The sequence below is a fragment of the Nonomuraea terrae genome, from assembly GCF_004348995.1.
GTDB classification, from domain to species: domain Bacteria; phylum Actinomycetota; class Actinomycetes; order Streptosporangiales; family Streptosporangiaceae; genus Nonomuraea; species Nonomuraea terrae.
Genome location: NZ_SMKQ01000036.1, coordinates 22,327 through 35,673, shown reverse-complemented (window position 1 = coordinate 35,673; position 13,347 = coordinate 22,327). Strand labels below are relative to the sequence as shown.

The window sequence follows — 13,347 nt, the reverse complement described above, 5'->3', positions numbered from 1 at the left end:
GAAATCGGGAAGGGCGTTCTTCCGACTGCATCATTGACACTGTAATAGTGACAGTGTCATCGTGAAGGTATGAGCGACACCTGGACCATCGGCGAGCTGGCCGAGCACGCGGCGCGCGCGCTGCGCTCCGACGCTCCCCCGCCCGCCAGCGGCCGGGTCCGCGACGTGCCCGGCGAGCGGCTGATCCGGTGGTACACGACGATCGGCCTGGTCGACCCGCCGCTCGCCCGGCGCGGCCGGGTCGCCCGCTACGGCCGCCGTCACCTGCTGCAACTCGTGGCCGTGAAGCGCCTGCAGGCGGCCGGCCACTCGATCGCCGAGATCCAGACCGCCCTGGCCGGCGCGACCGACCGCATGCTGGAGACCGCGGCCCGGCTCCCCCTCCCGGACCAGGGCCCGCCGGCCCTCACGGACCAGGCCCCGCCGGCCCTCACGGACCAGGCCCGGCCGGCCGTCTCACCGTCACCCGGGCGCGCGCCGTCCGCGAGCTCTCCGCTCGGCCCGCCACCCACCGGCGGCGCCGCGGAGGGTCCTGCCGGTGACGGCCAGTCCCGCGGCCGCTTCTGGGCCGAACGCCCGGAGACTCGCCCCGCTCCACGCGCCCCCACGGCGGGCACCCCTGCGGCGGGCACCCCTGCGGCGAGCACGGCGCCGGACGCGCTCAAGACCCGCCGTGCCCCGGCCCGGGCCGGGGACGCCTGGCGTCCGCCGCGCTCCGCCACAGTCCCGGCCCACCGCCCGACCGGCGCCGGGCAGACGGTCACCGGGATCAGGCTGGGCGAACGGGTGCGGATCGTGCTGGACACGGCCCGGGCCCTGTCCGAGGAAGACGTACAGGCGGTGCTGGCGGCGGCCGGGCCGCTGCTCGCGGTGCTCGAAGAGAGGAAACTCCTATGAACATCACTTCGCTGGAGCCCGCACGGTGCCTGCCGGTGCCCGACGCCGGGTTCGGCGCGCTGCGGACGGGCCGCGGCAACCTGCCGCTCGAAAGCGTCGACGTGCACGCCGCCATCTCCGGGCTCGTCGCCGGGGTCGAGGTCACGCAGGACTTCACGAACCCGTTCGACGTCACGCTGGAGGCCACGTACGTCTTCCCGCTGCCCGACCGGGCGGCCGTGACCGGGTTCCGGATGGAGGCCGACGACCGGGTGGTCGAGGGCGTGCTCAAGGAACGCGGCCAGGCCAGGCAGGACTACGACCGGGCGCTGCGCGAGGGGAAACGGGCCGCCATCGCCGAGGAGGACCGGCCCGACGTGTTCACGATCCGGGTGGGCAACATCCTGCCGGGCGAGCGCGTCTCGGTCCGCCTCACCATGAGCCAGCCGCTCCCGTACGAGGACGGCGCGGCCACGTTCCGCTTCCCGCTGGTCGTGGCCCCGCGTTACATCCCGGGCAGCCCGGTCGACGGCGAGCCGGCCGGCGACGGCACGGCCCCCGACACCGACGCGGTGCCCGACGCCTCCAGGATCAGCCCGCCCGTGCTGCTGCCCGGCTTCCCTGACCCGGTCCGGCTGTCGCTGAGCGCCGACGTGGACGCCGCCGGCCTGGAACTGCGCGAGCTGGCCTCCAGCCTGCACGTCGTGGAGGAGGAGGGCGGCACCGTACGGCTGCGCCCCGGCGAGCGGCTCGACCGCGACTTCATCCTGCGGCTGACGTTCGACGCGTCCACGTCGCTGCAGCTCGACGGGCGGGGCACGTTCGCGCTGACCCTGCTCCCGCCGCCGCTGCAGACCCAGCGGACGCCCCGCGACCTGGTGCTGGTGCTCGACCGTTCCGGCAGCATGAGCGGCTGGAAGATGGTCTGCGCCCGCCGGGCCGCCGCGCGTATCGTCGACACGCTGACGCCGCAGGACAGGTTCGCGGTGCTGACCTTCGACTCCGTGGTGGAGCAGGCGTTCGAGGGGCTGGTGGAGGCGTCCGACCGCAACCGTTACCGCGCGGTCGAGCACCTGTCGCGGGTCGACGCCCGCGGCGGCACCGAGCTGCTCACGCCGCTGCGCCAGGCCGTGGCGCTGCTCGGCGCGCAGGGCGAACGCGAACGCGTCGTGGTGCTGGTGACCGACGGCCAGGTGGGCAACGAGGACCAGATCCTGGAGCAGGCCGGCGGCGCGCTGTCGGCGATGCGGGTGCACACCGTCGGCATCGACCGGGCGGTGAACGCCGGATTCCTCGGCCGGCTGGCCGGGCTGGGCGCGGGCCGATGCGAGCTGGTCGAGTCGGAGGACCGGCTGGACGCCGCGATGGATCACATCCACCGCCGGATCGGCGCTCCCCTGGTCACCGACCTGTCGCTGAAGGGTCTCGACGTCGAGCCGGAGACGGTCACGCATCTCGGCTCGATCTTCCCTGGCGTCCCCCTGCGGGTGTACGGGCGTTGCCGCGAGGGCTCCACCGTCACCGTGCGCGGGATGGCGGCCGGCGGGCCGTGGGAGGAGCACGTCCAGGGCGTGACCGTGGACACCCCGGCCCTGCGCGCCGTCTGGGCCCGCGCCCACCTGCGGGAGCTGGAGGACCGGTACGCCATGGGCGAGCACGATCTGGAGTCCAGGATCGTGCGGACGTCCCTGGAGCACGGCGTGTTGTGCCGCTTCACCGCGTACGTGGCGGTGGACACCCGCGAGGTCGCCGGCGGCGAGCCGGAGCACCGCGTGATCCAGCCGGTCGAGCCGCCGAGCGGGTGGGAGATGCCGCAGGCGCCGATGGCGGGCGGGTTCGGCGCGATGCTGGCCGCCGCGCCCACCGCCGGGCCCACCGCCGGGCCCACCGCCGCACCGCAGGCCGCCTCGCGCATGGGGCTGCCGCGTCCTGGCCTCGGCTCCGCCCGGCCGGAGTTCCTCGCCGGTGGCGGTGACGTGTCCGTTCCCGGCTTCGGCGGGCCGGACGCCGGTGTGCGGCGGTACCCGCCGGGTCAGCCGCCGATCTCCCCGGCGCCCGCGCCGGGTCGCCGGCGTGGCCGCGGCGGGCACCGCCCGGAGTCGGTCAGGCCCCAGCTCGTCGCCGAGCTGGACCGCCTGCGGGCCCTCCCGGCGCCCGACCTGCTGTACCTGGCCGACCTCGGCACCCGCCTGGCCGCTCTGGCGGCCTACCTCGGCGGGAACGAGGACCTGGAGCGCCTGGCCCGCGACCTGGAGGCCGCCGAACGCCCCGGCGCGAACGCGCGAGCCCTCCACGACCACGCCGTCGCCGTCCTGACCAGGCTGGCGAGCGACGAGCGGCCGCCCGCCCCAGGCGGCGGCGCCTCCGGCGGACCGGGCGCCCCCGGCGGCGGACCGCGCGCGCCCTTCTGGAAGCGCACATGAGCGGCGGTGGCTACAGGATCGGGGTCCACTCCTTCAGGAGCACGATCTCGTAGCCGTCCACCGCCGTGTACGGGTCCTCGCGCAGGATGTCGCGGAGCTCTGCCTCGTCCGCCACCTCGTAGACGTGCAGGGCTCCGCTGTCGTCCGCCCAGGGCCCGGCGGTGAGCAGCCGTCCCTCCTCCTTCAGCCGCCGCAGGTGGTCGCGGTGCGCGGGGCGGGCTGCCAGCCGCCGGGGGTCGCCGTCGAAGGCCAGGTGCAACACGTATCTCGCCATGGCACCGCACGCTAGGCCCCGGCGCCCGCCGGGCTCAGCATCGCGGGGCACGCGGGTGGTGTATAGCGGGATACATGACATTCGCACTGGCCGACCTGCCGATGTTCGCCGCGCTCACCGAGGAGCGGATGGGCGCGCTGGCGAGCCTGGCACGGTGGCGGCACTACCCGGCCGGGCAGGTCCTGTGCACCGAGGGCGACCCGGCCGACCAGCTCGTCGTGCTGCTCGCGGGGCGGGTGAAGGCCGCCAGGGTGAGCGCCGAGGGCAGGGAGGTGGTGCTCGCCGTGGAGGAGGCGCCGGTGGCGTTCGACAAGACGGCCCTCCTCGTGGACGGCCCTCACCGGGCCACGCGGACGGCCATGACGGCCGTGCGGGTCGCCTATCTGCCGCGGGCGGCCGTGCTGGAGCTGGTCGAGGCGGAGCCGTCCGTGGCGGCGCGGTTGCTGCGCACGCTGGCCGCCACCGTGCGCGACCTGGACGAGCGGCTGCTCGACGCGGCGGTCCGCGACGTGCCCGCGCGGGTGGCCTCCTGGCTGGTACGCGGGTGCGCCGACGGCCGGGTCGCGCTCCACGGCGGCCAGGCCGGTCTGGGGGCCGAGATCGGCGCGACGAGGGTGAGCGTCAACCGGGCGCTGCGCGGGTTCGAGCGCCGCGGGATCATCGCGATCGGCCCCGGCGAGGTGATCGTGCTGGATCGTCCGGCTCTGACCCGTATCGCCGCCATCCCCGGGTGAGGAGCACGGACGAAAGCGCGCTGGAACGCTCTTACCCTGGATAAGTGACGACACTTGTCCTGGACGGGGGGCTGGCCACCCAGCTCGAACGGCTCGGCGCCGACCTGCGCGACGAGCTGTGGTCGGCGCGGCTGCTGCTGGAGGAGCCCGAGCTGATCAGGCGCGTGCACGCCGCCTACTTCGCGGCGGGCGCCGACGTGGCCACGACCGCGAGCTACCAGGCCACGCTGCCCGGCTTCGCGCGGCGCGGGCTCGACGGTGCGCAGGCCGAGCGGCTGATCAGGTTGTCGGTGCAGCTGGCGGGGCAGGCCCGCGACGAGGCGGGCCGGGGGCTGGTGGCTGCCTCGGTCGGCCCGTACGGCGCCTTCCTGGCCAACGGCGCCGAGTACACCGGCGACTACGACCTCGACGAGGACGGCCTGTACGCCTGGCACCTGCCGCGCTGGGAGATCCTCGTCGCGGCCGAGCCCGACCTGCTGGCCTGCGAGACCATCCCGTCCTACGCCGAGGCGCGGGCGCTGGCCAGGCTGCTGGAGGGCACGCCGGGGGTGAAGGCGTGGGTGAGCTTCTCGTGCCGTGACGGCGAGCACATCAGCGACGGCACCCCCATCCGCGAGGCGGCCGCCCTGTTCGGCGGCAATCCGCGCGTGGTGGCCGTGGGCGCCAACTGCACGGCGCCGCGCCACATGACCGGGCTGATCGGCGCGCTGTCGGGCGGGCTGCCCGTGGTGGTCTACCCCAACTCGGGCGAGACGTGGGACGCCGGAAACCGGCGCTGGCTGGGCCTGACCGACCCGGTGGAGTTCGGCCAGGCCGCCAAGGAGTGGCAGCAGGCGGGCGCGTCGCTGATCGGCGGCTGCTGCCGTACGACGCCGGAGCACATCAGCCAGATCCGCGCCCACCTGTCCTGACCGGCGCGGGAGTCAGGCGGTCGCGGTGACGGGGCCGCGGCGGCGCACCAGCACGCGGTCGAGCGCGAACGCGCCGCCGCCGGAGAAGCCGACCGCGAGGCTGGCCGCGGCCAGCGCCAGGACGAACTCGTAGCCGCCGTCCTCGGCGCCGAAGCCGTTGGGGGCGTGCACGAAGACGATCGCGCCGGCCATCGTGAGGGCCAGCAGCGTGCCGGCGAGCGGCAGCGCCGCGCCCAGGATCAGCGCCAGACCCCCGGTCACCTCCAGCACGGCCACGGCCGGGGCGGCGAGGGCGGCCAGCGGGATGCCGACGGACTGGAAGAACTCGATCGTGCCCCCGATCCCCGTGGTCGCGAACTTGTGGTAGCCGTGCACCAGGAAGATCACTCCGATGGCGATCCTGGCCAGCAGCAGGACGACGGGACGCGCCTGGTCGACCATGCGGACTCCTCGATGGTTGTTCAGATTTGAACGGCAACTCTAACAGTGAACGTTCAAATCTGAACGAGAAGTAGACTGACCGGATGACGCAGCCCCGTTGGCTCGACCAGACCGAGATGGCGGCGTGGCGCGCCTTCCTGACGACCTCCCACCTGCTGGAGCGCCGGATCGAGGAGCAGCTCAAGGCCTCCGCCGGCCTCACCCACCCGCAGTACGAGATCCTCGTGCGGCTCGCCGGCGCCACCGGGCGGCGACTGCGCATGACGGAGCTGGCCAAGGGCGTCGTGGCGTCGAAGAGCGCGTTGACGTATCAGGTGGGCCGGCTGGAGGAGGTCGGGCTGGTGGAGCGGACGACGTGCCCGTCCGACGACCGCGGCGTGCTGGCCGTGCTCACCCCGGCCGGCGCCCGGCTGCTGGAGAAGGTGGCGCCGGGTCATCTGGAGATCGTGCGCGAATACCTCATCGACCGGCTCAGCCGCGAGGAGCTGCGCGCGATGACCTCGGCCATGCGCAAGACGGAAGAGGCCTTACGGTCGGGGTGACCGTCAGCTTCCGGTCGCCGCGGCGCGCCGCGCGCGCTCCATCTCCACCTTGGCGCTGGCGGCGTACTTGTCGACGTATTCCTGGCCCGACAGCTCCATCAGCGCGTACATGATCTCGTCGGTCACCGCGCGCAACACCAGCCGGTCGTCCTCCATGCCGTAGTAGCGGGAGAAGTCGAGCGGCTTGCCGAACCGCACGCCCGGCCGGATGCCGAGCTTGGGCAACGGGCGCCCGGGCGGCATCATCTCGTACGTGTCGATCATCGCCCACGGGATCACCGGGACGCGCGCCTCCAGAGCGAGCCGGGCGACGCCGGTCTTGCCCTTGTAGAGACGTCCGTCGGGCGAACGCGTCCCTTCGGGGTAGATGCCCAGGATGTGACCCTCACGCAGGACGCGCAGACCCGTACGCAGCGCCGCCTCGCTGGCCTTGCCTCCGGAGCGGTCGATGGGCACGGTGCCGACGCCGCTGAAGAACAGGCGGGTGAAGAAACCCTTGATGCCGCGGCCGGTGAAATAGTCGGCCTTGCCCAGGGAGATGACCTTGCGCCGGATCTGCAATGGGCCGAAGAAATGGTCGGCGAACGACAGATGGTTGCCCGCCAGAATCGCTGGGCCCTGCTTGGGCACATTGTCCGCGCCCTCGGTCCACGGCCGGAACACAAGGTGGAGGAACGGCCCCAAGATGGCCTTGACCACCCAGTAGAACACCTGGCACCTCTTCCTCAGCGCAGTGGGGGCGAGCAGTGCCATCTTCCCATCTCGACGGCGATGCTCCTACACCAGCTCTCGCACAAACACCCCGGAACATGCGACGATCGGGCCGTTCTGGAGGAAATCGCCGGAATGAAACAGCACGGAGGAGCTGTTATGCCGCTCATGCCAGGCGCGGAACCGTACCATCACGAGGCGGGCGAGATCGGTGTGCTGCTCTGTCACGGGTTCACCGGCACACCCCAGTCTCTGCGGCCGTGGGGCGAGTATCTGGCCGCTCACGGGCTGAGCGTCTCACTGCCGCGCCAGCCGGGTCACGGCACGAAGTGGCAGGAGATGAACCGCACGCGGTGGGAGGACTGGTACGCCGAGCTGGAGAAGGCGTACGAGGACCTGCGGGGGCGCTGCGCGGAGGTGTTCGTGGGCGGGCTGTCGCTGGGCGGCTGCCTGGCGCTGCGCCTGGCCGAGGTGCACGGCCCGGCCATCAGGGGCCTGATCGTGGTCAACCCGTCGATCGCCAACGACGTGCCGCTGCTGAGGCTCGCTCCGCTGCTGAAGTGGTTCGTGCCGTCCGTGGCCGGCGTCGCCAACGACGTCAAGAAGCCCGGCGTGACCGAGCTGGGCTACAGCCGCACCCCGGTGAAGGCCGCCGCCTCGTTGCCGGGGCTGTGGTCCCTGGTGCAGGCCGACCTGGCGAAGGTGAGACAACCGCTGCTGGTCTTCCACAGCGTCGAGGACCACGTGGTCAAGCCCACGAGTGTCGCGATCATCCGCGAGAAGGTCCCGCAGGCCACGATCGAGGAGCTTACCGATAGCTACCATGTTGCGACGCTGGACAACGATGCCCACAGGATCTTTGCCGGTAGCCTCGACTTCATCCGGACACATGCCTCGGTACCCTTGCAGAGGGACTGATCGCCCCCGGGGGGAAGTCGCGATCGCTGCGGAGAGGCCCATCTAGGTGACGCCCCAGAGTGACGAGGACGAGGTCTGGCGGCAGATCGTCGCGTCCTTCAACGACACAGCCGAGCGCGACTCGGCCGACCAGCCATGGCCGGACAGCGAGAACCTCCCGGCGGAACCGACCCGCCGGGTCGTCAAACCCTCGGAGGAACGCCTCGACGACGACCCGCTCGTCGATGATCTCGAGGCCGTCCGGACCGACGACACGGACGACGAGAACGACGCCGACGAGACCGACGAGGCCGACGAGGGCCACTTCGAGCCCCCGCCGCCGCCTCCGCTGCCCAAGGTCGACCTGCCGACCAAGGTGGCATGGGTGGCTCTGTTCGGCGGCCCGGCCTACCTGCTGGTCGCGGCGCTGGCGGGCTGGCGCATCGAGGGCTGGGCGCTGTTCACGGCAGTGGCGGCGTTCATCGGCGGGTTCGTGGCGCTGGTGGTGCGCATGGGCGACGGCCCGCCCAACGACTCCGGCTGGGACGACGGCGCCGTCGTCTAGAAGGTCAGGACTTCGCGGTGGGGGTCTTCGGCGCGAACGACTCGACGACGTCGGTGTAACGGTCGTCCTCGTCGACCTGGTGCCCGACGGCCCACACCGTGCCCTTGCCCGGCAGGTACGTCACCGCCTGCAGTCGCACGCTGCTCCGGCCGTCCTGGGCGCCCCCGCGGATGGCGGCGCACTCGTCCTTCTCGCAGCGCAGCAGGAACGGCTCGGCCGCCCGCGCCGGGTCGTAGCCGGTGATCCAGTAACGGCCCTTGCCGTCGCCGGTCACGCCGTAGAGCCTCGCCTCGGAGCCGGGCAGCCGCAGCTCACGCCAGCGCTTGCCGTTCCAGGTGAGCACGAGCGGCTCGATGTCGCCGGGCCCGTGGTAGACGCCGCCGACGGCCATCGCCCGCTTGGCGCTGTCGACCTGCACGTCGCGCAGGTAGCCGCCGCGGATGGACGGCACCTCCATCGCCTTCCACGAGCCGCCGGACTGGTGGACGATCAGCGGCTCGGTGCCGGTGTCGCCGACGGCGAAGCCCCCGTCGACCGCGTAGAGGGTGCCCTTCTCCTTGGTCTCCTGCACCGTCCAGGTGGTGCCGTCGCCGGTGAGGACGAGCCCGTTGCGCTCGCGGCCGCCGACCGCGACGACGCGGCCGGGTTTGGCGTCGACGCCGCCCAGCCAGTCTCCGGCGCGCAGCCCCTGCGGCCGGACGCGGTCGAAGCCGGCCGGGTTGCCGTGGGCGATGTACGGCAGGCCGTCGTGGCCGTCGCCGACCGCCCACACCTGTGACGGCGAGGCGGCGGCCAGCCCGCGCAGGTTTCCGGCGGAGGTGTCGTCGCGCATGCCCACCTCCGCCCATCTGCTGCCGTTCCAGTGGCGGATGGCGCCGCGAGTCTTCCAGACGTCCCAGATCTCCTGCTGGCCGACCGCCCACACATCGCTTGAGGAGAGCGCGAGCACGTCGGACAATGAGCCGTCGGCCTGGAGGCGCACGCTGGTCGACTGCTGCCACGCCTCGATCGAGCGCGGGCGGGGATCGGCATGCGCGGCGGGCGTGACCTGCGTCGAGGCCACGAACGTCGCCAAGATCAAGGAGAGCGCACGCCGCTGAGAGCGACGGGTCATGAACAAATGCTACGGGCTGACCGGCCCCTCTTGCCCTTTAGTGCCCAAGTCGCAACTCTGCCACGACCGGGAGATGGTCACTGGCCGCGCCGAGGTCGGCGATCTCCGCGTCCACTCCCCCGCAGGACACGACCCGCGCCTCGCGGGCGGCGAACACCCCGTCGATCCGTACGGACGGCCGCCGGGCGGAGAAGGTCGGACCGTCGCCCTTGGGCGCCGCGGCGTAGCAGTCGGCCAGCCGGGTGGCGAGATAGCGCCAGGCCGGCTGGTGCGGCTGCTCGTTGAGGTCGCCGGCGAGCACGATGGCCGCGCCGAACCGGGCGGACACGCGTTCCATCAGCGCCACCGCCTCGGCGGCGTGGTGCATCCTGGCCGGGTCGCTGAGGTCGAGGTGGAGTGAGCCGACCGCCAGGCGCGTCCCGCCCGCCTGCACCACGGCGACGGCCATCCCGCGCCGCTCCAGCCCGAGGAAGCCGCGCAGCCGGTGGCTCTCGGCGTGCACCACGCGGGCTCGCCGCCCGGTCAGCACGGCCACGCCGCCCACCCGGCCCGGCGTCGCCACCGCCAGGCCCGCCGCCGCGGCCAGCGCCGCGCGCCTGGCCCGCCAGCGGCCGAACCTGGGCGCCTCCTGCACGCACAGCACGTCGGCGCGCATGGCGGTGATGACCCTGGTGAGCGCGGGCACGCTGTCGCGCATCCCGTGCAGGTTGTAGGTCGCGACCCTGATCGTCACGTACGGCGGGCCCTAACGCCGGCGGGCGAGGTCGGCGGCGCCCACCATGCCGGCGGAGGCGCCCAGCTCGGCCAGCCGGATGTCGGCCAGCGGGCGGTGGCCGCGGCCGGTGAGCCGTTCGGCGAAGGCCCTTCTGGCCCGGTCGAGGAACAGGTCGGCGGCCCTGGAGACGCCACCGCCGATGATGAAGCAGCCGGGGTCGAGGATGGCCGCCAGATCGGCCATGCCCTGCCCGAGCCAGTCGGCGAAGACGTCGAACGCGGCCAGCGAGGCCTCGTCGCCGCGCTGCGCGGCCTCGGTGACCTCCTCGCCCTCGATCTTGCCGCCGGCCAGGCCGAGCAGCGTGCGGGCGCGGCCGGGGTCGGCGGCGGCGATCTCCCTGGCCTCCTTGACCAGGGCCTGGCCGCTGGCGTACTGCTCCCAGCAGCCGACGTTGCCGCAGCCGCACGGGCGGCCGCCGGGAAGCACCTGCATGTGGCCCAGCTCGGCGCCCATGCCCCAGCGCCCGCGGTAGAGGGCGCCGTCGAAGACCAGGCCGCCGCCGATGCCGGTGCCGAGTGTCAGGCAGATCACGTGAGACTGCCCCCGCCCGGCGCCGAACCGGGTCTCGCCCCAGGCCATGGCGTTGGCGTCGTTCTCGATCACGACGGGCAGGCCCACGAGGCCGCTGATCTTCTTCTGCAGCGGCTCCTCGCGCCAGGCGAGGTTGGGGGCGAAGCGCACCATCGACCGGGTCTCGTCGACGAACCCGGCCGCGCCCACCCCGACGGCCTCGATGTCCCTGCCGGCGGACAGCTCGCGAACGACGTCGGCCACCGTCTCCGCCACCAGGTCGGGACGGTCGGCGGCGGTGGGCCTGCGCGTGTGTTCGACGATCTCGCCGTTGTCGTCGACCACGCCGGCGGCCACCTTCGTCCCGCCGATGTCGACACCGATCGTGAGCATGCCCCGTGTCTCCTCTATCCCAGATCTATGCGTTCCACGTTGTCGCGGTCGCTGTGACCGTCGCCGTGACCGTCACTGTGGCCGTCGCTGTCGCGCTCGCCGGCCGACCTGCGGGGGGCGGGCTTGTTCAGCGCGTCGAGCGCGCCGCGGAACGCCGCGAACAGCTCACCGCCCGCGGCCACGAGGTGGCCCGTCACGTCGTTGCCCGACTCGCGCTGCGCGGCGATCGCACGGCAGAGGGGGCAGGCCCGGCAGACGTACTCGTCGTGGGTGTCGGAGACCGCCTCCTCCCACACGTCGCGCTCACGCCGGCCGCCTCCGGTGAAGGAGTCGGTGAACGAGTTGACCACGCTCCTGCCGACCTGGCGGGTGGCCCGCCCCTGAATCGATTCGAACAGTTTGCGTGCCTCGTCGGCGACGGTGCCGATGGGGTCTCTGTCGTTGCTCTCGGTCATGTGGCCCTCCATGCGTCCGGGGTCGCTCATCTCTTCAACTCATCAGGTTGCGGATTCGCTCCCCGAATTGGACGGTAGTCCAGATGGGGACCCCGTGGGCGGGCCCGACGGCGCCCACCGCACGCGGAGCACGCCGTCGCGGAGCGCCGCCCCGCTGATCTTCCTGCGGGCCAGCGCCGCGGGCAGCGCCAGGATCCTGCGGTACGGGCCCGCCGTGACGATCAGCTCGTCACCCTTGCGAGCCAGGTCCACGTCGTCGCGGTCGGCGCCCGGCAACGCCAGCTCCAGCTCGTCGGAGCTGAGCCGCAGCGGCGGCTCGACCTCGTGGGGCGCGAACGGGTCGGACGCGCCGTACATCTTGGCGCCCACCTCGGCCAGGGCGTCCACGCCGACCGGCTCGGCGGCCAGGTACGGCACGACATGGACGGGCAGCGGCGCGAACGACTCCTCCGCCTCGGCCAGCAGCCGGGCCTGCGCCGCCACCCAGCCGGCCCGCCAGCCGTCGGCGCCCTCCGCAGGGAAGACCCGGTTGGCCACGACGGCGTCGACGCGGTAGCCGTACAGGCTGAGTGAGGTCAGGGTGCGCCGGGCCTCGGCGAGCACCACCGTCTCGGGGGTGAGCACGAGCCGCACGGAGGCGTGGTCGCCGGTGAGCAGCTCGCGCACCTCCATCAGTCCGCGGTGGAAACGCTCGCCGGCGCTCATGACGTCCTGGCCGGGCGCGCTGACGTGGGCCACGCTGCGCATGAACGGCGACACCAGCCGGACGAGCCTGCGGCCGACCGGCAGCAGCCGGTTGACGTGCCAGTCGAGCGCCTCGGGCAGGGCCAGCAGCCGCAGTGTCTCGGCGGTGGGCGCGCAGTCGACGACGATGACGTCCCAGCGGTCCTCGCGGGCCCGCTCGCGCAGCTCCAGCAGCGCGATGACCTCCTCGGCGCCGGGCAGCACCGTGATCTCCTCGGAGGTGATCTCGTCGAGGCCCAGCTCGACCAGGGCGTTCCTGGCGTAGTCCTGCAGCTCGCCCCAGTGGCGCTCCAGCGACTTCTGGGTGTCGACCTGGTGCAGGTGCAGGCCCGGCGCGATCTCACCGGGCTCGACGGCGAGCGCGTCGGCCAGCGAGTGGGCGGTGTCGGTGGACACGATCAGCGTCTTGAGCCCGCGACGCGCGGCCAGCGTGGCCGTCGCGGCGGCGGCCGTGGTCTTGCCGACGCCGCCCTTGCCGGTGAAGAGCAGGACGCGCGGGCTCAACTGGCGCGGCCCTCGGCGCGCTTCTTCAGACCCTTGAGCGCGGTGTCCACGATCACCTTCTCCGCCTTGCGCTTGATCAGGCCGATCATGGGAACGCTGAGATCGACCGCCAGCTCGTACGTCACCTCGGTGCTCCTGCCCGCATCGGCGAGCCGGTAACTCCCCCGCAGGTCGGAGACCATCGTGCCGGGCTCGACGACCTTCCAGCTGACGCCGTCGTCGCCGTCCCAGGTGTAGCCGAGGGTGTAGGTGTCGCTGATGGGGCCGGCGTCCAGCTTGAACCGCACCGTCAGCGCCCGGCCGTCGGAGCCGGCGTCGACGACCTCGGCGGTCTTGACCTGCCCGGCCCATTCCGGGTAGCTCGGAAAGTCCGCGATGACCGCCATGACCTCGGCGCGGCCGGCTCCGATGGTGATGCTCGAAGTGGTGCGATCAGGCATGCGACCACCGTAGTGCACAATCCGCAACTTGCGGTGGA

Annotated in this window: 16 protein-coding genes; 7 read left to right on the top strand and 9 right to left on the bottom strand. The window is 72.9% G+C overall.

Features of this window, described 5'->3' with window-relative positions:
• The first annotated feature begins 69 nt into the window (after positions 1 to 69).
• Positions 70 to 897 carry a helix-turn-helix domain-containing protein gene (locus E1286_RS49210; RefSeq protein WP_223189967.1) on the top strand — a complete coding sequence of 276 codons (828 nt, stop codon included), beginning with the start codon at positions 70 to 72 and terminating at the stop codon, positions 895 to 897.
• Positions 894 to 3,299, top strand: a complete 2,406-nt coding sequence (locus E1286_RS15100; protein ID WP_132612870.1) for a VIT domain-containing protein — start codon at positions 894 to 896, stop codon at positions 3,297 to 3,299. Before E1286_RS49210 ends, E1286_RS15100 begins: the two co-directional genes overlap by 4 nt.
• A gap of 10 nt (positions 3,300 to 3,309) precedes the next feature.
• Here E1286_RS15100 and E1286_RS15095 read toward each other — a convergent pair whose 3' ends face one another.
• Positions 3,310 to 3,573 (bottom strand): YciI family protein, encoded by a 264-nt coding sequence (locus E1286_RS15095; protein ID WP_132612868.1) that lies wholly within the window; start codon positions 3,571 to 3,573, stop codon positions 3,310 to 3,312.
• 74 nt (positions 3,574 to 3,647) lie between these two features.
• On the opposite strand from E1286_RS15095, the gene E1286_RS15090 reads away from it, so the two are divergent.
• Both E1286_RS15090 and mmuM read left to right on the top strand, forming a co-directional pair.
• Positions 3,648 to 4,307, top strand: a complete 660-nt coding sequence (locus E1286_RS15090) for a Crp/Fnr family transcriptional regulator (protein ID WP_132612866.1) — start codon at positions 3,648 to 3,650, stop codon at positions 4,305 to 4,307.
• Between the two features lie 44 nt (positions 4,308 to 4,351).
• Positions 4,352 to 5,218, top strand: coding sequence for a homocysteine S-methyltransferase (gene mmuM / locus E1286_RS15085; RefSeq protein WP_132612864.1), 867 nt, complete (start codon positions 4,352 to 4,354; stop codon positions 5,216 to 5,218).
• A gap of 12 nt (positions 5,219 to 5,230) precedes the next feature.
• On the opposite strand, the gene E1286_RS15080 is transcribed toward mmuM, so the two are convergent.
• Complete coding sequence (locus tag E1286_RS15080) at positions 5,231 to 5,659, bottom strand: DoxX family protein (protein WP_132612862.1); 429 nt, start codon at positions 5,657 to 5,659, stop codon at positions 5,231 to 5,233.
• A gap of 83 nt (positions 5,660 to 5,742) precedes the next feature.
• Here E1286_RS15080 and E1286_RS15075 point away from each other — a divergent pair, with 83 nt between their 5' ends.
• Positions 5,743 to 6,201: a MarR family winged helix-turn-helix transcriptional regulator gene (locus E1286_RS15075; protein ID WP_132612860.1), complete on the top strand. Its 459-nt coding sequence runs from the start codon at positions 5,743 to 5,745 to the stop codon at positions 6,199 to 6,201.
• A gap of 3 nt (positions 6,202 to 6,204) precedes the next feature.
• On the opposite strand, the gene E1286_RS15070 is transcribed toward E1286_RS15075, so the two are convergent.
• Entirely contained in the window at positions 6,205 to 6,954 is a 750-nt protein-coding gene (locus E1286_RS15070) for a lysophospholipid acyltransferase family protein (protein WP_425464757.1), read from the bottom strand.
• A 117-nt stretch (positions 6,955 to 7,071) separates the two neighbouring features.
• On the opposite strand from E1286_RS15070, the gene E1286_RS15065 reads away from it, so the two are divergent.
• Positions 7,072 to 7,830 (top strand): alpha/beta hydrolase, encoded by a 759-nt coding sequence (locus E1286_RS15065; RefSeq protein WP_132612858.1) that lies wholly within the window; start codon positions 7,072 to 7,074, stop codon positions 7,828 to 7,830.
• 46 nt (positions 7,831 to 7,876) lie between these two features.
• A complete protein-coding gene (locus E1286_RS15060; RefSeq protein WP_132612856.1) occupies positions 7,877 to 8,374 on the top strand; it encodes a hypothetical protein in 498 nt (165 codons plus the stop codon).
• Between the two features lie 4 nt (positions 8,375 to 8,378).
• Here the strand turns inward: E1286_RS15060 and E1286_RS15055 are convergent, their stop codons facing one another.
• The 6 genes from E1286_RS15055 to E1286_RS15030 are packed head-to-tail and all read right to left on the bottom strand — an operon-like array spanning position 8,379 to position 13,309.
• Entirely contained in the window at positions 8,379 to 9,488 is a 1,110-nt protein-coding gene (locus tag E1286_RS15055; RefSeq protein WP_246074874.1) for a hypothetical protein, read from the bottom strand.
• 37 nt (positions 9,489 to 9,525) lie between these two features.
• Entirely contained in the window at positions 9,526 to 10,221 is a 696-nt protein-coding gene (locus tag E1286_RS15050) for an endonuclease/exonuclease/phosphatase family protein (protein ID WP_132612854.1), read from the bottom strand.
• Positions 10,222 to 10,233: 12 nt separating this feature from the next.
• Entirely contained in the window at positions 10,234 to 11,166 is a 933-nt protein-coding gene (locus tag E1286_RS15045; protein ID WP_132612852.1) for an ROK family glucokinase, read from the bottom strand.
• Positions 11,167 to 11,180: 14 nt separating this feature from the next.
• The gene (locus E1286_RS15040; RefSeq protein WP_132612850.1) at positions 11,181 to 11,621 is read right to left on the bottom strand and encodes a DUF5304 family protein; all 441 of its coding nucleotides are present in this window, start codon (positions 11,619 to 11,621) and stop codon (positions 11,181 to 11,183) included.
• A 42-nt stretch (positions 11,622 to 11,663) separates the two neighbouring features.
• Positions 11,664 to 12,869, bottom strand: a complete 1,206-nt coding sequence (locus E1286_RS15035) for an ArsA family ATPase (RefSeq protein WP_132612848.1) — start codon at positions 12,867 to 12,869, stop codon at positions 11,664 to 11,666.
• Positions 12,866 to 13,309 (bottom strand): SRPBCC family protein, encoded by a 444-nt coding sequence (locus tag E1286_RS15030; protein ID WP_132612846.1) that lies wholly within the window; start codon positions 13,307 to 13,309, stop codon positions 12,866 to 12,868. The genes E1286_RS15035 and E1286_RS15030 overlap by 4 nt, the downstream gene beginning before the upstream one ends.
• Positions 13,310 to 13,347 lie beyond the last annotated feature (38 nt).